20 protein-coding genes are annotated in these 18,138 nt (G+C 65.9%); 10 read left to right on the top strand and 10 right to left on the bottom strand.

What is annotated here, in order from left to right; all coding sequences use genetic code 11:
* Positions 1 to 17 precede the first annotated feature (17 nt).
* Genes SJY41_RS04620 through SJY41_RS04610 form a run of 3 tightly spaced genes read left to right on the top strand, consistent with a single transcriptional unit; the run spans position 18 to position 2,220 of the window.
* The gene (locus tag SJY41_RS04620; protein ID WP_380779463.1) at positions 18 to 1,169 is read left to right on the top strand and encodes a bifunctional 2-C-methyl-D-erythritol 4-phosphate cytidylyltransferase/2-C-methyl-D-erythritol 2,4-cyclodiphosphate synthase; all 1,152 of its coding nucleotides are present in this window, start codon (positions 18 to 20) and stop codon (positions 1,167 to 1,169) included.
* Entirely contained in the window at positions 1,166 to 1,690 is a 525-nt protein-coding gene (locus SJY41_RS04615) for a hypothetical protein (protein WP_380779461.1), read from the top strand. Before SJY41_RS04620 ends, SJY41_RS04615 begins: the two co-directional genes overlap by 4 nt.
* A complete protein-coding gene (locus SJY41_RS04610) occupies positions 1,690 to 2,220 on the top strand; it encodes a CinA family protein (RefSeq protein ID WP_380779459.1) in 531 nt (176 codons plus the stop codon). Before SJY41_RS04615 ends, SJY41_RS04610 begins: the two co-directional genes overlap by 1 nt.
* On the opposite strand, the gene SJY41_RS04605 is transcribed toward SJY41_RS04610, so the two are convergent.
* Together SJY41_RS04605 and lipA are read right to left on the bottom strand one after the other, a co-directional pair.
* Positions 2,151 to 2,639 carry a type II toxin-antitoxin system RatA family toxin gene (locus tag SJY41_RS04605; protein ID WP_380779458.1) on the bottom strand — a complete coding sequence of 163 codons (489 nt, stop codon included), beginning with the start codon at positions 2,637 to 2,639 and terminating at the stop codon, positions 2,151 to 2,153. The genes SJY41_RS04610 and SJY41_RS04605 overlap by 70 nt on opposite strands.
* On the bottom strand, positions 2,639 to 3,562 hold the full coding sequence (gene lipA, locus SJY41_RS04600; protein WP_380779456.1) for a lipoyl synthase: 924 nt from the start codon (positions 3,560 to 3,562) through the stop codon (positions 2,639 to 2,641). The genes SJY41_RS04605 and lipA overlap by 1 nt, the downstream gene beginning before the upstream one ends.
* Before the next feature lie 59 nt (positions 3,563 to 3,621).
* Between lipA and SJY41_RS04595 the strand changes: the two genes are divergently transcribed.
* Positions 3,622 to 4,251 (top strand): carbonic anhydrase, encoded by a 630-nt coding sequence (locus tag SJY41_RS04595; RefSeq protein ID WP_380779454.1) that lies wholly within the window; start codon positions 3,622 to 3,624, stop codon positions 4,249 to 4,251.
* An 11-nt stretch (positions 4,252 to 4,262) separates the two neighbouring features.
* Here SJY41_RS04595 and SJY41_RS04590 read toward each other — a convergent pair whose 3' ends face one another.
* Both SJY41_RS04590 and aspS read right to left on the bottom strand, forming a co-directional pair.
* The gene (locus SJY41_RS04590; protein WP_380779452.1) at positions 4,263 to 5,036 is read right to left on the bottom strand and encodes a polyphosphate kinase 2 family protein; all 774 of its coding nucleotides are present in this window, start codon (positions 5,034 to 5,036) and stop codon (positions 4,263 to 4,265) included.
* A gap of 170 nt (positions 5,037 to 5,206) precedes the next feature.
* Positions 5,207 to 7,030 (bottom strand): aspartate--tRNA ligase, encoded by a 1,824-nt coding sequence (aspS, locus tag SJY41_RS04585; RefSeq protein ID WP_380779450.1) that lies wholly within the window; start codon positions 7,028 to 7,030, stop codon positions 5,207 to 5,209.
* 175 nt (positions 7,031 to 7,205) lie between these two features.
* Here aspS and rnd point away from each other — a divergent pair, with 175 nt between their 5' ends.
* Entirely contained in the window at positions 7,206 to 8,381 is a 1,176-nt protein-coding gene (gene rnd, locus SJY41_RS04580; RefSeq protein ID WP_056048878.1) for a ribonuclease D, read from the top strand.
* On the top strand, positions 8,378 to 8,674 hold the full coding sequence (locus SJY41_RS04575; protein WP_380779448.1) for an I78 family peptidase inhibitor: 297 nt from the start codon (positions 8,378 to 8,380) through the stop codon (positions 8,672 to 8,674). Before rnd ends, SJY41_RS04575 begins: the two co-directional genes overlap by 4 nt.
* Positions 8,675 to 8,731: 57 nt before the next feature.
* Here SJY41_RS04575 and SJY41_RS04570 read toward each other — a convergent pair whose 3' ends face one another.
* The 4 genes from SJY41_RS04570 to SJY41_RS04555 are packed head-to-tail and all read right to left on the bottom strand — an operon-like array spanning position 8,732 to position 14,322.
* Entirely contained in the window at positions 8,732 to 10,243 is a 1,512-nt protein-coding gene (locus SJY41_RS04570; protein WP_380779446.1) for a Ppx/GppA family phosphatase, read from the bottom strand.
* The gene (locus SJY41_RS04565; protein ID WP_380779445.1) at positions 10,240 to 12,405 is read right to left on the bottom strand and encodes an RNA degradosome polyphosphate kinase; all 2,166 of its coding nucleotides are present in this window, start codon (positions 12,403 to 12,405) and stop codon (positions 10,240 to 10,242) included. Before SJY41_RS04565 ends, SJY41_RS04570 begins: the two co-directional genes overlap by 4 nt.
* A 16-nt stretch (positions 12,406 to 12,421) precedes the next feature.
* Complete coding sequence (locus tag SJY41_RS04560) at positions 12,422 to 13,066, bottom strand: chromosomal replication initiator DnaA (protein WP_380779443.1); 645 nt, start codon at positions 13,064 to 13,066, stop codon at positions 12,422 to 12,424.
* A gap of 11 nt (positions 13,067 to 13,077) precedes the next feature.
* Positions 13,078 to 14,322 (bottom strand): heavy-metal-associated domain-containing protein, encoded by a 1,245-nt coding sequence (locus SJY41_RS04555; RefSeq protein ID WP_380779441.1) that lies wholly within the window; start codon positions 14,320 to 14,322, stop codon positions 13,078 to 13,080.
* Between the two features lie 64 nt (positions 14,323 to 14,386).
* On the opposite strand from SJY41_RS04555, the gene purM reads away from it, so the two are divergent.
* Genes purM through SJY41_RS04535 form a run of 4 tightly spaced genes read left to right on the top strand, consistent with a single transcriptional unit; the run spans position 14,387 to position 17,031 of the window.
* Positions 14,387 to 15,502: a phosphoribosylformylglycinamidine cyclo-ligase gene (purM, locus tag SJY41_RS04550; protein ID WP_380779439.1), complete on the top strand. Its 1,116-nt coding sequence runs from the start codon at positions 14,387 to 14,389 to the stop codon at positions 15,500 to 15,502.
* Complete coding sequence (gene purN, locus SJY41_RS04545) at positions 15,495 to 16,067, top strand: phosphoribosylglycinamide formyltransferase (protein ID WP_380779437.1); 573 nt, start codon at positions 15,495 to 15,497, stop codon at positions 16,065 to 16,067. The genes purM and purN overlap by 8 nt, the downstream gene beginning before the upstream one ends.
* On the top strand, positions 16,064 to 16,429 hold the full coding sequence (locus tag SJY41_RS04540; RefSeq protein WP_380779435.1) for an MmcQ/YjbR family DNA-binding protein: 366 nt from the start codon (positions 16,064 to 16,066) through the stop codon (positions 16,427 to 16,429). Before purN ends, SJY41_RS04540 begins: the two co-directional genes overlap by 4 nt.
* Entirely contained in the window at positions 16,426 to 17,031 is a 606-nt protein-coding gene (locus SJY41_RS04535) for a hypothetical protein (protein WP_380779433.1), read from the top strand. Before SJY41_RS04540 ends, SJY41_RS04535 begins: the two co-directional genes overlap by 4 nt.
* A gap of 162 nt (positions 17,032 to 17,193) precedes the next feature.
* Here the strand turns inward: SJY41_RS04535 and SJY41_RS04530 are convergent, their stop codons facing one another.
* Both SJY41_RS04530 and ndk read right to left on the bottom strand, forming a co-directional pair.
* The gene (locus SJY41_RS04530; protein WP_380779431.1) at positions 17,194 to 17,712 is read right to left on the bottom strand and encodes a GNAT family N-acetyltransferase; all 519 of its coding nucleotides are present in this window, start codon (positions 17,710 to 17,712) and stop codon (positions 17,194 to 17,196) included.
* Positions 17,712 to 18,134 (bottom strand): nucleoside-diphosphate kinase, encoded by a 423-nt coding sequence (ndk, locus tag SJY41_RS04525; RefSeq protein WP_056058698.1) that lies wholly within the window; start codon positions 18,132 to 18,134, stop codon positions 17,712 to 17,714. The genes SJY41_RS04530 and ndk overlap by 1 nt, the downstream gene beginning before the upstream one ends.
* Positions 18,135 to 18,138: the final 4 nt, after the last annotated feature.

Below are 18,138 nucleotides of genomic sequence, written 5' to 3'. Positions count from 1 at the left end.
CGCGCTAGGTCGCGATGATGAAACAACCACAGCGCATCGTCGCGGTGATCGTCGCCGCCGGCTCCGGCGTGCGCGCGGGCGGCGCCGTTCCCAAACAGTTCGCGTTGCTCGGGGGACGCCCGATGATTGCCTATTCGCATGACGCGTTTGCAGCGCATCCGGCGATCGCCGAGATCATCGTCGTCGTCGCAGCGGGACAGGAGGGGTTCGCCGTCGAAGCGCTCAGCCCGAGCGTGAAGACGGTCGCTGGAGGAGCAACGCGGCGCGACTCGGTGGCGAAGGCGCTGGCGGCGATCGGCGACGCGACCCACGTGCTGATCCACGATGCTGCCCGCCCATTCCTTTCAGCGGCCGTGCTCGATTCGCTCGTCGCGGCGTTAGAAATTGGCGATGCTGCGATTCCCGTTCTGCCGGTGACCGATACGCTCGCCCGTGGCGGCGCGCTGCTCGGCGATATCGTGCCACGTGACGACCTCAACCGGGTCCAGACACCGCAGGCGTTTTCCCTCGAGACATTGCGTGCCGCCCATGCCGCGTGGCCTGTGGGCGACGAGGCGACCGACGACGCGCAGATGGTACGACGGCTTGGCGTCGACGTCGCGTTGGTGCAGGGCTCGGCGATGCTCGAGAAAGTCACACATCCCGAAGATTTCGCGGCCGCCGAAGCGCGTCTCGCATACGAGACCCGCACCGCGATGGGCTTCGACGTCCACCGGCTCGAAGTCGGCGAAGAGCTTTGGCTCGGCGGTGTCCTGATCCCGCACGACAAGGGCCTGTCGGGGCATAGCGACGCCGACGTCGCGCTCCATGCGCTGACCGACGCACTGCTCGGCACCATCGCCGCGGGTGATATCGGAACGCATTTTCCGCCAAGCGACCCGCAGTGGAAGGGCGCCGATTCCGGCCAGTTCCTTCAGCACGCCGCCAAGCTGATCGCCGACAAGCGCGGTCGGATCGACTTCGTCGACCTGACGATCATGTGCGAGGCGCCGAAGATCGGCCCGCATCGCGCAGCGATGACCGCACGGATCGCCGACCTGCTCGGGCTCACGCTCGACCGGGTCAGCGTGAAGGCGACCACGACCGAACGCCTCGGCTTCACCGGGCGCGGAGAAGGCATCGCCGCTCAGGCCGTCGCGACCGTCCGCGTTCCCGGATCGCCTTTGTGAAGATTGCCGCAACGCTCGCCGGCATCGCGCTACTCGCCAGCCCCGCCGTGGCGCAACCGCGTTGCATCACCAGTTCCGAAGCCGAATCGCTGACGCTCGTCGCGATGCCCGACATTCTCCGCGAAACCGGTCGTGTCTGCGCAGCGCAGCTCCCCGCCGCCAGTCTCATCCGACGCCAGTCGAGTGCGCTGATCGACCGCTATCAGGTCGAGTCCGACCGGGCATGGCCGGCCGCGCGCGCCGCGATCGTCAAGCTCAGCGATCCGGCGGTGGACGCGATGCTCGATTCGGAGTTTGCACGGCCGCTGCTGACGACGTTGCTGGTGCCGCAGATCGTCGGGCGGATCGCGACCCGCGATTGCGCGACGATCGACCGGATGGTGACGCTGCTGCAGCCCTTGCCACCGCGCAACACCGCGGGCATCGTCGTCGAGACGTTGCGATACCTGAAATCCCAGAAGTCGCACAGCGGTGATATCGCCGCGGTGGCGATGCTGCTCTGCCCGGTGGAGACTCGCTGATGGATACGATCCTTCCTGCCGAACTGGTCGATGCCGCGCGCAAGGTGGTCGAGCAGAATCGCGCGATCGGCCGCCGGGTCGCCGTCGCGGAGAGCTGCACCGGCGGCCTGGTGGCTGCCGCGCTGACCGAGATTCCCGGATCGTCCGACGTGTTCGAGGTCGGCTTCGTCACCTATTCGAATGCCGCCAAGCTCGGCGTACTGAAGATCAGTTCGGACGTGCTCGAAACGTTCGGCGCGGTCTCGATCGCGGTCGCCTGGAGCATGGCGCAGGCGGCATTGAAACAGTCGGGCGCCGACATCGCAGTCGCGATCACCGGCGTGGCCGGGCCGGGGGGCGGTTCGCTCAAGAAACCGGTTGGCACCGTGGTATTCGGCCGCGCCGAGAAGGGGCGCGATCCGTCCGATGTCCATGCCGATCGCAAGGATTTCGGCGACCTCGGCCGTGGCGGGATCCGGCTTCAGGCCGCGTTGTGCGCACTCGAACTGTTGCTGCCGGACGCGTCGGCGCCGGATGTCTTGGTGCCGTAAAGCTCGGCGGCGCGGGTCTCGAATGCGCCGATCATCTTGCGCAGCGCAACGCCGAATACCTGCCCCGCGATCATCTCGAACATTCGGTTCTTGAACGCGAAATCGACCGTGAAGTCGACCGCGCAGCCCTGCGGTTCGGGGCGAAAATGCCATTCGTTGCGGAGATACTTCAGCGGGCCGTCGACATAATCGACGTTGAGTTCGCTCGGCCGGACCTTCTGCACGCGCGACGTGAACGTCTCGCGCAGCCCCTTGAAACCGACGATCATGTCGGCAAGCGTCTCGGTCTCGCTATTCGAGCGCACCCGCATCGCGCTGACCCAGGGCAAAAACTCGGCATAGCGACCGACATCGGCCACCAGATCGAACATCTGCTCCGGCGTGTAGGGCAGGTGACGCGTTTCCGAATGCTTCGGCATCAGAGGCGCACGACCCCGAGCTTGGCGTCGCGGTTCGCCCGCAATTGCGCGAAGTCGTCCCCGGCGTGATAGCTCGAGCGGGTCAGCGGCGACGAAGCAACCAGCATGAATCCCTTGGCCCGAGCGATCGAGGCATAGGCGTCGAACGCCTTGGGCGGTACGAACTCCGCGACTTTCGCATGACGGGGAGTAGGCTGGAGATACTGGCCCATCGTCAGGAAATCGATGTCGGCGCAGCGCATGTCGTCCATCACCTGATGGATTTCCAGGCGCTCTTCGCCCAGCCCCAGCATGACGCCGGACTTGGTGAAAATCGACGGATCATGCCGCTTCACGCTTTCGAGCAGCCGCAGCGATGCGTAATAGCGCGCGCCCGGGCGGATGGTCGGATACAGCCGCGGCACGGTTTCGAGGTTGTGATTATAGACGTCCGGCCGCGCCTCGACGATCGATTCGATCGCCGCCTGCGCCTTGTTGCGGAAGTCGGGCGTCAGGATCTCGATGGTCGTCGTCGGGTTCGATGCGCGGATCGCACGGATGACCTTCACGAATTGCGACGCACCACCATCGGGCAGGTCGTCGCGATCCACCGAGGTGATCACGATGTGGTTGAGGCCCATTTGCGCGGCCGCGTCGGCGACGTTCTGCGGCTCCATCGCGTCGACCGCGCGCGGCATGCCGGTCTTCACGTTGCAGAACGCACAGGCGCGCGTGCACGTGTCGCCGAGGATCATCACGGTGGCATGCTTCTTGGACCAGCACTCGCCGATGTTCGGGCACGCGGCCTCTTCGCACACCGTCGTCAGGCTCTTCGAGCGCATCAGTTCGCGGGTCTTCGCAAAACCGGCAGACGTTGGCGCCTTGACGCGGATCCAGTCGGGCTTGCGGGCGCGGGGGATAGCGAGCGGGGTCATCTCGTTCATGGGCGGCAGATAGCGATCCACGCTATCCGAGACAACATACATGCGGTTAAGAGGACGATATGACCGGTTTCAGCGAGCTCATCGACGGCTATCGCCGTTTCCGCGACACGGGATGGCGCAGCCAGCACGAACGCTGGGCGGAGCTACGCGAGGGCCAGAGCCCGAGGATCATGGTGATCGCCTGCTCGGACAGTCGCGTCGATCCTGCCCAGATCTTCGACACGTCCCCGGGGGAAACCTTCGTCGTGCGCAACGTCGCCAACCTCGTTCCGCCATTCGAAGCGGATGGCGGACGGCACGGCGTGTCGGCGGCACTGGAATTCGCCGTGACCCAACTCGAAGTGCCGGAGATCGTCGTTCTCGGGCATGGCCAATGCGGCGGCGTCAAAGCAGCCTTGTCGCGGAAGTTCGAAGGCGCCGCGCCAGGACACGGTGGCTTCATCGCGCATTGGATGGACCTGCTCGACGAGGGCCGCGATCGGGTCGTCGCCGAGCATGGCGACGGGCCAGAGGCTGTCCGCGCGCTCGAACTCGAAACGGTCAGGGTGTCGATCGCCAACCTCCGAACCTTCCCGTTCGTGAGCGAACGCGAGGCATCAGGCCGGCTGAGAATCCACGGTGCCTATTTCGCGATCGCCGACGGAATTTTGCATCTCATGCGCGCGGACGGTCAATTCGCTGCCGCGTAAAACGGCACGGATCATAGGTGCAGAGCTTTCCGGGCGACCTTGGCTACCGCCTCGTCGAGCGGCGGCGGGACCATCGACACCCCAGCCTCCAGTCGATCTGCGATCACCGTCAACGCCGCGATACGCGCGGCTTTCTTGTCATTGCCATCGATAACCGTCCACGGTGCCGTTGCAGTGTCGGTCCGCGCAAACATTTCGGTCATCGCTTCGAGATAGTCGTCCCGGCGAGCGCGGTTGTGGTAATCGTCGAGGCCGGTCTTCCAATGCTTCCACGGGTCCGTGAGACGGGCTTTCAGGCGGCGGTCCTGCTCCTTTTGCGTCGTGTGGATGAACAACTTCACCAGCGTCGTGCCGCTCTCGACCTGCTGCGCCTCGAACGCATTGATCTCGTCGTAGCCGTGCCGCCACTCCGCCTCGCTCGCGAAGCCTTCGACGCGCTCGACGAGCACGCGACCATACCAGCTGCGATCGAATACGGCGACGTTGCCATTGGCAGGCAGGCGTTGCCAGAAACGCCACAGGAAGTGATGCGCCTTCTCGTCCGCGCTGGGTGCGGAAATTGGCCACACCTTGTAGTTTCGAGGATCCCACTCGGCGGAAAGACGCTGGATGATGCCACCCTTCCCCGCTGCGTCCCAGCCTTCGAACATCACGATCGCGCGCTTGCCGCCGACAATATGCGCGACCTGGATATGCTCCAGGCGCCGCTGCAGCGCTTTCAGATCCGCCTTGTACTTACCGTCATACGCATCACCGTCTTCATAGTCGGTCAGGTGTATCGTCATGCGTCACGCTCCGTCGCCAGTCTCGAGGGTCAACGTTCCGCGGCGCGCAACGGTGCATGCCTGGCGGATAAAAGGGCGGCAAGGCGTGCCGGCTTGATCCAGCGTAGCGGGCTTCGCGGTCTACGCGACGCGCCCTCCCCCGCCGGAAGAGGGCGTTCGTCCGATCGGACTTAGCCTGCGTTCGGCGCGACTACCTTGGTCACGTCCTTCGGGCCATCCACCGTCAGGCGGATGTTGAGTTCCTTCAGCTGCTTGGCACTGACCGGGCTCGGCGCGCCCATCATCAGGTCCTCGGCCTTCTGGTTCATCGGGAACAGCACGACCTCGCGGATGTTCGGTTCGCCCGCGAGCAGCATCACCATCCGGTCGATCCCCGGTGCGGAGCCGCCATGCGGCGGTGCGCCGACCTTGAACGCGTTGATCATGCCCGCGAAGTTCGTGTCGACATCGGCCTGCGTGTAGCCGGCGATCTCGAACGCCTTGTACATGATCTCCGGACGATGGTTCCGGATCGCGCCCGACGACAGCTCGACGCCGTTGCAGACGATATCGTACTGATAGGCGAGGATATCGAGCGGATCCTTGTTCTCCAGCGCGTCCATCTCGCCCTGCGGCATCGAGAACGGGTTGTGGCTGAAATCGACCTTCTTCGCGTCCTCGTCATATTCGAACATCGGGAAGTCGACAATCCAGCAGAACTCGAAGCGGTTCTCGTCGATCAGGCCGAGGTCTGCCCCGATCCGCGCACGCGCGGCGCCAGCGAGCTTCGAGGCGGGCAGTTCCTTGCCGGCCGCGAAGAAGATACCGTCGTTCGGGCCGAGGCCCATCTCGGCGATCAGCTTGCGGGTGGCTTCCTCGCCGTGGTTCTTGGCGATCGGGCCGCCGAGTTCGCCATTCTTCTGCGTGATGTAGCCAAGCCCGGCATGCCCTTCGGCGCGCGCCCAGTCGTTCATGTCGGTGAAGAACTTGCGGCTCTTGTCGGCGGTGTTCGGCGCGGGGATCGCGCGGACCACGTCACCACCGGCAACAATCCCGGCGAACAGGCCGAAGCCCGAATCGACGAAGTGATGGCCGACGTCGTGGATCAGGATCGGGTTGCGCAGGTCGGGCTTGTCGCTGCCGTACTTCAACATAGATTCGCGGTAGGGGATGCGCTTGAACGGGAGCGCAGAGACCTGGCGGCCCTTGCCCTGCCAGTCAGCGAATTCCTCGAACACGCCGTGGAGGACGGGCTCGATCGCCGCGAACACGTCGTCCTGCGTGACGAAGCTCATCTCGAAATCGAGCTGATAGAATTCACCCGGCGAACGGTCGGCGCGCGCGTCCTCGTCGCGGAAGCACGGTGCGATCTGGAAATAGCGATCGAAGCCAGCGACCATCAGCAACTGCTTGAACATCTGCGGCGCCTGCGGCAGCGCGTAGAACTTGCCCGGATGGACGCGGCTCGGCACCAGGTAATCACGCGCGCCCTCGGGCGACGAGGCGGTCAGGATCGGCGTCTGGAATTCGGTGAACCCCTGCCCGTTCATGCGGTTGCGCAGCGACGTGATCACCTGGCTGCGGAGCATGATGTTCGCATGAAGCCGCTCGCGACGCAGGTCGAGATAGCGATAGCGGAGGCGGATATCCTCGGGATACTCGGCCTCGCCCGCGACCGGCATCGGCAGCTCGCCCGCCATCGACTGGACGGTCGCGGCGGCCGCCCGGATCTCGATCCCACCGGTCGGCAGGTTGGGGTTCACCGCTTCCGGCGCCCGTGCGGTCACCTTACCGGTGATCGTCACGACGCTTTCGCTCTTGAGGCCCTCGATGACCTTGAAGACCGGGCCCGACACGTCGGTGACGATCTGCGTGATGCCGTAGTGGTCGCGCAGATCGATAAAGACGAGGTCGCCGTGATCGCGCTTCTTGTGGACCCAGCCGGAGACGCGAACCTCTTCGCCGACCTGTTCGGGGCGGAGGGCGGCGCAGTTGTGGGTGCGATAGGCGTGCATGATGGGTCTTCTCGAGTCTACGTCACCCCAGCGAAAGCTGGGATCTCGTGCGGCAAGGGTGCGCCCTGCGACGGGAGATCCCAGCTTTCGCTGGGATGACGGCTAATTGGATGTCGCGCGCTTCCCTTTACTGCACACCTTTGTCAACCCGCCGGACCCTCGCTATGGCGTTCAAATGCATATCCACCCGCTTATCTCCGACAGTGCCACGCTCGCCAATCTGTGTGCGCGCATGGCCGACGCCGACTATGTGTGCGTCGACACCGAATTCATGCGCGAAAGCACCTATTACCCGGAGCTCTGCCTGATCCAGATCGCCGACGACAAGGAAGCCGCCGCGATCGACCCGATGGCGCCGGGGATCGACCTGAAGCCGCTGCTCGACCTCCTCGTCGAGAATCACGACGTGCTGAAGGTGGTCCATGCCGGCGGGCAGGACATCGAGATCGTCTACAACCTGACCGGCAAGACCCCCTTCCCGCTGTTCGACACGCAGGTCGCGGCGATGGCGCTCGGCCAAGGCGAGCAGATCGGCTATTCGAACCTGGTCGACAGCTGGCTCGGGATCGCGGTCGACAAGGGCGCGCGGTTCACCGACTGGGCGCGGCGCCCGCTCGACGCGCGACAGATCGAATATGCGATCGGCGACGTCACGCATCTGTCGAAGATTTTCCCGAAGATGCTGGAGCGGTTGCGCAAGACCGGGCGCGGCGTTTGGCTCGATCAGGAGATGGAGCGGCTGGGCGATACCGCCAACTACGCGAACGATCCTGATCTGGCCTGGAAACGCGTGCGGATCTCGGGGCGCAAGCCTGACGTGCTGGGGCGGTTGAAGGCTCTCGCACGTTGGCGTGAGCTCGAAGCGCAGGCGAAGGACCTGCCGCGCGGGCGGATCGTCAAGGACGAGACGCTGGGCGACATGGCGGGGCATCCGCCGAAGAAGCAGGCCGACCTCGCACGTGTTCGCGGGCTGTCGGCGACTTGGGCCGGCAACGACATCGGTGGCCGCCTGATGGCGGCGATCGAGGGCGCGCAGCCGCTTGGCGACGACGAACTGCCGCCGCGCGACGATCGCAAGCCGGGTCTCGGTAAGGAAGGATCGCTGGTCGCTGATCTCCTCAAGCTGCTGCTGAAGATCCGGTCGCGAGACATTGATGTTGCGTCGAAATTGCTGGCGCGGACGGATGAACTGGAGGCGCTAGCGGCTGGCGTGCGGACCGGCCTGCCGATGCTGGAAGGCTGGCGGTTCGATCAGTTCGGCCGCGACGCGCTCGATCTGGTCGAGGGGCGGCTGGCGTTTGCGGTGATCGGCGGGAAGCTCAAGATGACGCGTACGGAGGATGCCGCATGAAGATCCTCCTGGCTGCAACCTTGCTGGCTTCGGCGGCGTGCACGCCCGTCGAGATGCGCGGCGAGACGCCTGCTGCTTCGCCAGTTGCCGCGACGTGCAGTGCCGACTCGCTCGGCGATCTGGTCGGTAAGCGAGCTAGCGACGCTCGGGCCGACGTGATGCAGACCCGGTCGGGCGCGCGCACGCTCCGCTGGATCGCGCCTAATACGGCGGTGACGATGGATTTCCGCGCTGATCGGCTGAATGTGTACGTCGATGCCAAGGGCCGGATCGAACGCTTCACCTGCGCCTGACCCGCTCGTCTTCCTTCGTCCCGCTCCCGATCGAGAGCGGGACGAGTGAGGACGGGATCAGCTCAACGCCAACTGGGGTTTTCGTCCCAGCGCGGCGGCAAGTGCGTTGTGGCGCCGTTCTACCGCTTCGCCGTATAAACCGCGATCATCCGGGCGCAGCGTCAGCGTGAGGGACACGCCATCATCGGCAAGTCGCGAGCGTTTCAACGGTCCGGCAAGCCCGCCGCTCATCCGCTGGCCCAAGCGCATGGCCAGGCCCCAGGCGGTCGCACTCTTCACTGCCGCCGGAGACGCCAATCGTCCGACGGTATCGCCGGCGGACAGATCGCCGCCCAAGCTCGTGTAGAGCGCCTGCGCCAGCATCCCCCTGCCCGGCGCGTCGATCGCCACCCAGTTGCCGTGCAGCGCGACCTCTACGCCGCGTTCGGCGCGAAATTCGGGGTTGGCGCGCCAGCCTACGTCGGCGAGCAGACACGCCGTGTGGCGAATGCGGGCCGTAGCCGGCGGCTCGGTGGTGAACAGCGGTGCGATCCAGCGATCGAGCAGGTCACCGTGTTCGGGGAAGCGTCCTAGCAAACGCCCTTCCTCGCGGGCGGCAACGATCAGCGGATCGAGCGCGCGGTCTGCGGGCTTCAGGTCCTCATAGAGAAGACCTTCGCGCAGGCCGTATGCGGACACCACGGTGGTTCGGCTGCCGAGTTGCCGCATCAGCAGCCCCAGCAACGCCGCCGCATCCGCCAGCGTCGCCGTGCGGCCGGAGGAGAGACCGGGGATAGCTTTCAGACGCGGCTTGGAGAGCTGCGGGATCGTTCGGCTGAGCCGCGTGATCGTTGCGGCGGTCATCGAATATTGGTGAATGATCGGCAGCGGGTAATCCGACAGCTCCATGTCGAGCCGCGCGAGTGCCCGCCACGAACCACCGACGAGGTACAGGGGAAGGCCCTGCCCGCGCGCGGTCCAGCCGGCTTCGCGAACCAGGCGTGCGACATGGCGTTCGAGGACCTTGCCGCGTTTGGCGCGGATCGGGCCGATCCGCAGGACGCCCAAGGGGAACGAGACGCGGTCCTCGATCTTGCCGCGGCGGACGCGGACCAGTTCGAGACTGCCACCGCCGAGATCGCCGACGATACCGTCTGCCTCCGGGATCGCGGAAAGCACACCATAGCCTGCTGCGCTCGCCTCTTGCTCGCCGGAAAGCGTCTCGACCTTCAGGCCTAGTTGCTCTGCGGTTGCAATGAGTTCGCCGCCGTTCTTCGCATCGCGTACCGCCGCCGTCGCGACCGTGCGGAGCGTCGAGCATTCCATCTCACGCGCAACCGCTGCGAATCGCGCAAGCGCGACGCGCGCGGTCTTCAGCGCCGATTTCTCGATCGATCCGGTTGCCGCCAGCCCTCGGCCGAGACCGGCAAGGACCTTCTCGTTGAACCGGATAGCCGGGAGTCTCGGCGGGCCCTGATACACCACCAGACGGATCGAGTTCGAGCCGATGTCGATGATCCCGGTACGCGGGTGATCGTCCGTCTCGGCCTTCGGGTTCGCGTTGCCGAACAGCAGGTTCGTAACGCTCATCGTTTTCGGCGGAGCGACAGGGTCGGCACGGCATTGCTGGTCGCGAGCGAGGCACCGCGGCCGGAGAGCGAAGGATTCGTCATGAAATACCGATGCAGGTTGAACGGGCGGTCGCCGGGATCGACGCGGCTATACTCACCGTCGGGTTGCAGTTCCCAGCTCTGCTCGTTGTCGATGAGATTGGCGACCATGACCTGATCGAGGATCTGGTCGTGGACGGTCGGGTTGAGGATCGGCAGCATATATTCGACGCGCCGATCGAAATTGCGCGGCATCCAGTCGGCGGACGAGATGAACAGCTTGGCGCCGTCGTTTGGCAGTGCCTTGCCGTTGCCGAACGCCCAGATCCGGCTGTGCTCCAGGAAACGCCCGATCACGGACTTCACGCGGATGGTCTCGGACAAGCCGGGGACGCCAGGGCGCAGGCAGCAGATGCCGCGGATGATGAGGTCGATCTCGACCCCTGCCCCGCTCGCCTCGTACAGCTTCTCGATCACCGCGGGGTCGACCAGCGAGTTCATCTTCGCCCAGACGCCGGCGGGCTTGCCGGCGCGGGCGTTGGCGATCTCGACGTCGATGAGGTTCATCAGGTTCTGGCGGAGATCGCGCGGCGAGAGGCTGACCCGCGCCATGTCGGTCGGCTCGACGTAGCCGGTGATGTAGTTGAACATCTGCGCCGCATCGCGCCCGACCGCGGCGTCGGCGGTAAAGAAGCTGAGGTCGGTATAGATCTTGGCGGTGACCGGGTGATAATTGCCCGTCCCGAAATGGCAGTAGGTGCGGAACGCCTGCCCCTCGCGGCGGACGACCAGCGACACCTTGGCATGCGTCTTCCAGTCGATGAAGCCGTAGACGACCTGCACGCCCGCGCGCTCCAGGGCGGAGGCCCAGACCATGTTCTGCTCTTCGTCGAACCGTGCCTTCAGCTCGACGACCGCAGTGACGGACTTGCCCGCTTCGGCAGCGGTGATGAGCGCGTTGATGACTGCGGGCTGCTTGCCGGCACGGTAGAGCGTCTGCTTGATCGCCACGACGTCGGGGTCATTCGCCGCCTGTTTCAGGAAGGCGAGCACCACTTCGAACGTCTCGTACGGGTGGTGGACGACGATGTCCTTGGCCTTGATCGCCGCGAAGCAGTCGCCACCGAATTCACGGATACGCTCGGGAAAGCGCGGCGTGAAGGGCGGGAACTTCAGGTCGGGGCGATCTTCGTCGACCAACCCGTCGAGGTCGACGATGCCGAGTAGATTGCCACTCTCGGTTATGATCGCGTCCGCGCCGCCAAGCTCGTCCTTGAGGACGGCGGACAGCACATCCGGGATACCGGTCTCGAGTTCCAGGCGGATCACGCGGCCACGGCGGCGGCGCTTGATCGCGTTGGCGAAGTAACGGACGAGGTCCTCCGCTTCTTCCTCGATCTCCATGTCGCTGTCGCGCAGGACGCGGAAGCTGGCGGCGGCGAGGACTTCGTAGCCGGGGAAGAGGACGGGGGCGAACCGCTTAAGCAAGGTCTCGATCGCAATGTAGCGCGCAGGCTCGCCGGGCAGGCGGACGAAGCGCGTCATCGTGTGCGGGAGCATGACGAGTTCGCGAACCGGTTCGTTGTCCGAGCGGCGGACCAAGTCGAAGATTACTGAAAGGCCGCGGTTGGGGATGAACGGGAACGGGTGTGCGGGGTCGAGCGCCTGCGGGGTCAGGATCGGGAAGATCTGATCGCGGAAATGCGTTTCGAGCCACTCGTCGGCCTCGCCTTCCACAGCTTCACGACGCAGCGCGAATAAGCCCGCCTCGTCGAGCAGCACACGCAGGTCGCCCCATACCGCCTGCTGGCTGGCCATCAGGGCATCGGCTTCGCGGACGATCGCGGTCAGCTGTTGCCCCGCGGTAAGACCGTCCGCCGAGCGCCGGTCAACATCCTGCGTCTGCTGGCCCTTCAGGCCGGCGACACGGACCATGAAGAACTCGTCGAGGTTCGAGCCCGAGATCGACAGGAAGCGGAGTCGCTCCAACAAAGGATGCGCAGGGTTGCATGCCTCCTCCAGCACGCGGCGATTGAACGCCAGCCAGGAGAGCTCGCGGTTGAAATACCGGTCGTTCGGCTCTGCGCCGATGGGATCGTCGTCGTCTTCCGATTGGCGGACGATATGCGCTGGACGGTTCATCGGGCCTCTTGGGTGCTTATGGTGGCGTAAAGAGCGGGAGGTCGAGAGCGAGTTGCGGCCGGAGGATCAGCCCGGCCTCGGTAAGTGTGGTTCGTGCAAGATTAATCGACAAGCGCTTGCGACGTTCCATCGCCTCCTGATCGAGCGCATCGACGGTTCGCGTTACGGTAATATGACTGCGCTCGATTCGGGTCGCGAGCCAGTCGACCAGATCGGGGCGTGCATCGAGGCTGCGGCGCTCGAACAGATGCGCCAGCAACAGCCGCATGAGCTCGTCGTCGGGCGCGCCGATCGCTGCGATCGGGCTGGCAGCAAGACGCGAGCGCAGGTCGGGAAGCTTCACCTTCCATTCGGGCGGCGCGGCGTCGGCGACGATCAGCAGCGGCCTGTGCTCCTCCTGCGCGCGGTTCCAGGCGTGGAACAGCTGCGTTTCGGACACGCGCTCGGCATCGTCGATGATGGTGCCGCCGCTCTTCGCCGCGAAGATTCGCGCGAGCAGGCTACGGCCCGATTTGCGCGGTCCGGTGAGGATGGCGGTCATGACCGGCCAGGTCGCGGTATGCTCCAGCGTGTGGACCGCCCGCGAGTTCGATGGGGTAACCAGGAAGGCGTCATCGCGAGGGTCCGCCGGCCAACCGAGTGGCAGCGCGATTTGAGTCATCTTGGTCGCGCTCACCCTGTCGTCGCATTGTCCGCGGGCAGATCCGGCGGAAGAAGTTGGGCGACCCGGCGGATGCGGATCGTCTGGCCGGAGCCGAATACCTGGTAGCCGCGGGCTTCGAGCGCGGTCTTCAGCGCGGCAGGGTCCCCGTCATAGGCGACGCGCATCAGCGAGACGCCGCCCAGCGCAAGGCTGGTGGTGGCCGCCGAGCGGACGCCGGGGATGGCGCGAAGTGCGGCTTCAGTGGACGAGACGGCGGTCGCAGCGGGCGTGTCGAACTGGACGATGATCGAGACGCCAGCGCCGCCGGTCAGCACCGCCGTGTTGGCGTCGGTGGTGTCGTCGGCCGGCAGGTCGTCGATCACCGCGGCTTCGGGCGGCGGCGGTGGCGACAGGCTGTCGTCGGCGTGGAGCGAGCCGTTGCGGCGTGCCTGCTGGTACAGGTCGTCGATCCGCTTCACGCCGGTATCGAGCAGCTGCGACAGGCCGTCGGGCGTACCGACTCGCAGCGTGAAGCTGCCGATCAGGTCGTTGTCGGGGCCGTGGCGTGCTTCGAACACACCGATCACCGGGCCGCCGGGCCATTGGCGATAGAGCTTCACGACCGGCATCAGCACGTCGCTTGCGCCGTACTGGTCGAGCACTGTTCGCCACCAGCCGCGGCCGGGACGCTGGGTCTGGCCGACGTTGAGCAGGAGCGCGTCGGGACCGGAGCCGGAAGGGCGGACATAGTCGATGCTGCTGTTGCCGGTGCGATAGCGCGCCCAGGCCTGCTGCCACTGCGTGCTCTGCTCGAATGCCTGACCGACTCCGCCCGAATATTGGACGGGGATGACGAGCATGGGTTGCGAGCGATCGGCGTAGGTCGAGATACCGAGGATCGATCCGGCGCGGGTGCGATCGAACAGCACGCCGAGCTTGGCGATGTAGCGCTGCGGGCCGATCTGTTCGTTCTCGACGACGATCCCGGACACCAGCGAATCGAGCGTGCCATCGGAAACCAGGCCGCCGCCGCCGCCCAACCGGTTCGACAACTGGACCCAGGCTTTTCGTTGGGCGAGCCGCCAGCCGGAATAGCGTGCGGCGTCGGCGGTCTTGCCAGCGACATCGACCGTGACGCCGCTCACCTCGTACGCGCTGCCGCTGTCGACCGGGGCGGCGCCTCGGCTGCCGCCCTCGATCTGCGCGAGCACGGCTCCGCCGCTCAACAACAGGGCGGCGCCGGCCAGGGCGGTGGGAAGGGTACGGATACGCATCAAGCGGGCCTTTTGGCGAAGCAGACGTGGAAATCCAAGCGCGATGTGGCTAGCAGCACCGATCATGACCGATACGCCAGACTCCGCCGCTCCCGCTTCGGGCCCTTACACCTATGCTCAGGCGGGTGTTTCGATCGCCGCGGGCAACGCGCTGGTGCGGGCGATCGCCCCGCTCGCACGCTCGACGCGGCGGCCGGGGGCGGACGCAGATCTCGGCGGCTTCGGCGGGATGTTCGACCTCAAGGCGGCAGGGTTCGTCGATCCGTTGCTGGTCGCGGCGAACGACGGCGTGGGCACCAAGCTGAAGCTCGCGATCGAATGGGACCGGCATGAAGGCGTCGGCGTCGATCTCGTCGCGATGTGCGTCAACGACCTGATCGTCCAGGGTGCCGAGCCGCTGTTCTTCCTCGATTATTACGCGAGCGGGAAGCTCGATGCCGCGGTTGCAGAGCGCGTCGTCGCCTCGATCGCGGAAGGGTGCAAGACCGCCGGCTGCGCGCTGATCGGGGGCGAGACCGCCGAGATGCCGGGCATGTATGCGGACGGCGATTACGACCTCGCGGGCTTCTGCGTCGGTGCGGTCGAGCGGACCAACGTGCTGACCGGGCGCGAGATCGCCGCGGGCGACGTGATGCTGGGGCTGGCCTCGTCGGGCGTACATTCGAACGGGTTCTCGCTGGTGCGCCGGCTGGCCACCGATCGCGGGTGGAAGCTCGATCGTCCGGCGTTGTTCGACCAGGACAAGTTGCTGATCGATCACCTGATGGCGCCGACTCGCATCTATGTCGCGAGCCTTCTGCCGTTGCTGCGCGAGCGGCGGATCAAGGGACTGGCGCACATCACCGGCGGAGGTCTGCTCGAGAATATTCCGCGAGTGCTGCCCGACGGCGTCCACGCGGTGGTCGATGCGGATGCGTGGGAGCAGTCGCGGTTGATGGCGTTCCTGCAGGCGCAGGGCGCGATCGAGCCGGAGGAGATGGCGCGGACGTTCAACTGCGGGATCGGCATGGTGGTGATCGTGAGTACCGACGAAGCCGACGCGGTGACCGCGGCGCTCGAAGCGGCGCACGAGACCGTGTTCACGATCGGACGGATCGAGGCCGGGTCGCATGGCTGCACGGTGCGGGGGTCTGCCGGCACCTGGAGCGCGCGCGAGGACTGGACCGCGACGCATGGCTGAGAAGACGCGCGTCGGCGTACTGATCTCCGGGCGCGGATCGAACATGATGGCGCTGGTCGGCGCGTCACGTGCGGCGGCGTGCCCGTACGAGATCGCGCTGGTAGCGTCCGACAAGCCGGAGGCGGCTGGGCTCGAATGGGCCCGCGCTGAGGGCGTGGCAACGTTCGCGCTTTCGCCCAAGGGTCTGGGCAAGCCGGCTTACGAGGCGGCGATCGATGCGGCGTTGCGCGAGGCTGGTGTCGAGGTCGTTGCGCTCGCCGGCTATATGCGGTTGTTGTCGGACGGGTTCGTCGCGGCGTGGCGCGATCGGATCGTCAACATCCATCCGTCGCTGCTGCCCAAGTACAAGGGACTGGACACGCACGCGCGGGCGATCGCGGCGGGCGATGCCGCCGGCGGGTGCTCGGTGCATGTCGTGACCGAGGAACTCGATGGCGGCGTCGTGCTGGGCCAGGCCGAAGTGCCGATCCTTGCCGGCGACGATGCCGAGGCGCTTGCGGATCGCGTGCTGGCGGCGGAACATGTCTTGTACCCGAAGACCTTGGCGGAGTTCGTGACGCGATGACCGACTTGTCCCCCCTCGCCCGCGTTCGCGCGGCGGCGCTGGCGTTGCCCGAAACCGAAGAGACCGTGTCGCATGGTCAGCCGACGTTCTTCGTCGCCGGCAAGCAGTTCGCGCAGTTCCGCGCGGATCACCACGGCGACGGGCTGACCACGGTGTGCGTGAAGACCGGCGGGAGCGACGAGCAGGCGATGCTGATCGAGGCGAACCCGGCCGTGTATTCTCGCCCTGCGTATCTCGGCGCGACGGGTTGGGTTGGCATGAATGTCGCGGGCGATCCCGACTGGGCACTGGTCGAGGATCGGATCGCGCGGAGCTGGGAACTGGCGGCCCCTGCCCGCCTGCTGGAGGCTGGCGGACGATGAGCACCGAGACACCGACCGAACGGCAGGAAGCGGCGGCAACGCGGCGGCGCTGGGTGACACTCGCCGAGGTTGTGGCGGTCGCCGGCGTGTTGATCGCCGCGCTTACGCTTTGGACGAATTGGTCCGATCACCGCGCGGACGAAGCGGACAAGATCGCCGCACAGTCGAGCGCGGCGCACGAGCGGTCGAAGATCGACCTGTCGGCAATCGTGCAGGATGGCGGCGATACGCTGTTGCTGAAGGATGCGCGGCACGATCTCCAGGATGTGACGATCACGTTTCCGCGGGCGCTCGGGGTTGCAGCGCAGCGGCCGCCGGCTGAGCCGGTCATCGACGGGTCGTGGTTCTCGGCGCCGTTGCTGAAGCTTACCGATGGTGGGGCGGACGATCGGGCGGGACGGCTGCCGGTGCTGGTCAGCGTGCAGTATTTCGATGGTGACGCGACGCGGTCTGCCAGCGGAATCTACGACGTGATCTGGAAGACCGAGGGGCGGGTGTTACGCGGCCGCGCGCTGAAGCTGGAGGGTCTGCGCGTCCGCCAGCGTGGCGGCGATCAGGCGAAGCTCGATGCGATCTGGGCGAAAGAGAAGCCGGCGGCGTAAGTCGCGCTCCTCTGGAAGCAACCACCCCGGCGAAGGCCGGGGCCCAATTGGGCAACGTTGCCAATTGACGGCAGCGTTCCGTTACTTCGCCCTTTGCAATTGGGCCCCGGCCTTCGCCGGGGTGGTGGCCCTCTGCGTTGGCCTACCTCATAGTCCGCTTCCTCAGACCGCTCGCGCGTAGACCGGGTCGTCGTGTAGCGTGGTGCCCACCATGAACTGGCGGGCGCCGATTACCTGAAAGCCTTGGCGTTCATAAAAGGCTCGGGCGCGGGTGTTCTGGTCCCATACGCCTAGCAGGATGCGGGTTCGGCTCGCCGCTACGGCGTCTTCGAGTGCGCGGGCCATTAGCGCGGCACCCAGCCCAGAGCCCTGAGCCTGCTTCATAAGATAGATGCGGCGGAGTTCGATATCCGCGGGGCCGGGCTCGATCGGGAAGTCCGGCACGGTCAACACCGTGTAGCCGATCGGCGCGTGGCCTGGCTCGTACTCGGCCAGCGTCACGATCGTCGCCGGATCGCCCAGCCACGTCTCGAACGCGGCGATGCTGTTCTTCCTCGTGCAGTGGGCGACGATGTCGGCCCCGGACAGCACGGTCGCATAGGTATCAAGGAACGTGGCGGATGCGACGAGCGATAGCGCGGGCGCATCGCCCGGCTCAGCCCGTCGCAGCCGCCAGGTCATCAGCCGACGATTTCTTCGGGCTTGAAGAAGTACGCGATCTCGATCTCGGCGTTCTCGTCCGAATCCGAACCGTGCACCGAATTGGCTTCGATCGACTCGGCGAGCTCCTTGCGGATCGTGCCGGCATCGGCGTTGGCGGGGTTGGTGGCGCCCATGATGTCGCGGTTGCGCTGCATCGCGTTCTCGCCTTCGAGAACCTGGACGACGACCGGGCCCGAAATCATGAACGAGACGAGCTCGCCGAAGAACGGACGCTCCTTGTGGACCGCGTAGAAGCCCTCGGCCTGCTCGCGGGTCATCTGGATGCGCTTCGAAGCGACGACGCGCAGGCCGGCTTCCTCAAGCATCTTGGTGACCGCACCGGTCAGGTTGCGGCGGGTTGCGTCGGGCTTGATGATCGAAAAAGTACGGTTCGCGGCCATGATG

Source organism: Sphingomonas sp. R86520, from assembly GCF_042466285.1.
Taxonomy (GTDB): Bacteria; Pseudomonadota; Alphaproteobacteria; order Sphingomonadales; family Sphingomonadaceae; genus Sphingomonas.
The sequence above is the reverse complement of the archived record's forward strand: the minus strand, read 5'-3'. Positions and strand labels throughout refer to the sequence as shown.

Coding starts and splice junctions, on each gene's coding strand:
- SJY41_RS04620 (WP_380779463.1), top strand. CDS start 18: ATGAAACAACCACAGCGCATCGTCGCGGTGATCGTCGCCGCCGGCTCC.
- SJY41_RS04610 (WP_380779459.1), top strand. CDS start 1,690: ATGGATACGATCCTTCCTGCCGAACTGGTCGATGCCGCGCGCAAGGTG.
- SJY41_RS04605 (WP_380779458.1), bottom strand. CDS start 2,639: ATGCCGAAGCATTCGGAAACGCGTCACCTGCCCTACACGCCGGAGCAG.
- lipA (WP_380779456.1), bottom strand. CDS start 3,562: ATGAACGAGATGACCCCGCTCGCTATCCCCCGCGCCCGCAAGCCCGAC.
- SJY41_RS04595 (WP_380779454.1), top strand. CDS start 3,622: ATGACCGGTTTCAGCGAGCTCATCGACGGCTATCGCCGTTTCCGCGAC.
- SJY41_RS04590 (WP_380779452.1), bottom strand. CDS start 5,036: ATGACGATACACCTGACCGACTATGAAGACGGTGATGCGTATGACGGT.
- aspS (WP_380779450.1), bottom strand. CDS start 7,030: ATGCACGCCTATCGCACCCACAACTGCGCCGCCCTCCGCCCCGAACAG.
- rnd (WP_056048878.1), top strand. CDS start 7,206: ATGCATATCCACCCGCTTATCTCCGACAGTGCCACGCTCGCCAATCTG.
- SJY41_RS04575 (WP_380779448.1), top strand. CDS start 8,378: ATGAAGATCCTCCTGGCTGCAACCTTGCTGGCTTCGGCGGCGTGCACG.
- SJY41_RS04570 (WP_380779446.1), bottom strand. CDS start 10,243: ATGAGCGTTACGAACCTGCTGTTCGGCAACGCGAACCCGAAGGCCGAG.
- SJY41_RS04565 (WP_380779445.1), bottom strand. CDS start 12,405: ATGAACCGTCCAGCGCATATCGTCCGCCAATCGGAAGACGACGACGAT.
- SJY41_RS04560 (WP_380779443.1), bottom strand. CDS start 13,066: ATGACTCAAATCGCGCTGCCACTCGGTTGGCCGGCGGACCCTCGCGAT.
- SJY41_RS04555 (WP_380779441.1), bottom strand. CDS start 14,322: ATGCGTATCCGTACCCTTCCCACCGCCCTGGCCGGCGCCGCCCTGTTG.
- purM (WP_380779439.1), top strand. CDS start 14,387: ATGACCGATACGCCAGACTCCGCCGCTCCCGCTTCGGGCCCTTACACC.
- purN (WP_380779437.1), top strand. CDS start 15,495: ATGGCTGAGAAGACGCGCGTCGGCGTACTGATCTCCGGGCGCGGATCG.
- SJY41_RS04540 (WP_380779435.1), top strand. CDS start 16,064: ATGACCGACTTGTCCCCCCTCGCCCGCGTTCGCGCGGCGGCGCTGGCG.
- SJY41_RS04535 (WP_380779433.1), top strand. CDS start 16,426: ATGAGCACCGAGACACCGACCGAACGGCAGGAAGCGGCGGCAACGCGG.
- SJY41_RS04530 (WP_380779431.1), bottom strand. CDS start 17,712: ATGACCTGGCGGCTGCGACGGGCTGAGCCGGGCGATGCGCCCGCGCTA.
- ndk (WP_056058698.1), bottom strand. CDS start 18,134: ATGGCCGCGAACCGTACTTTTTCGATCATCAAGCCCGACGCAACCCGC.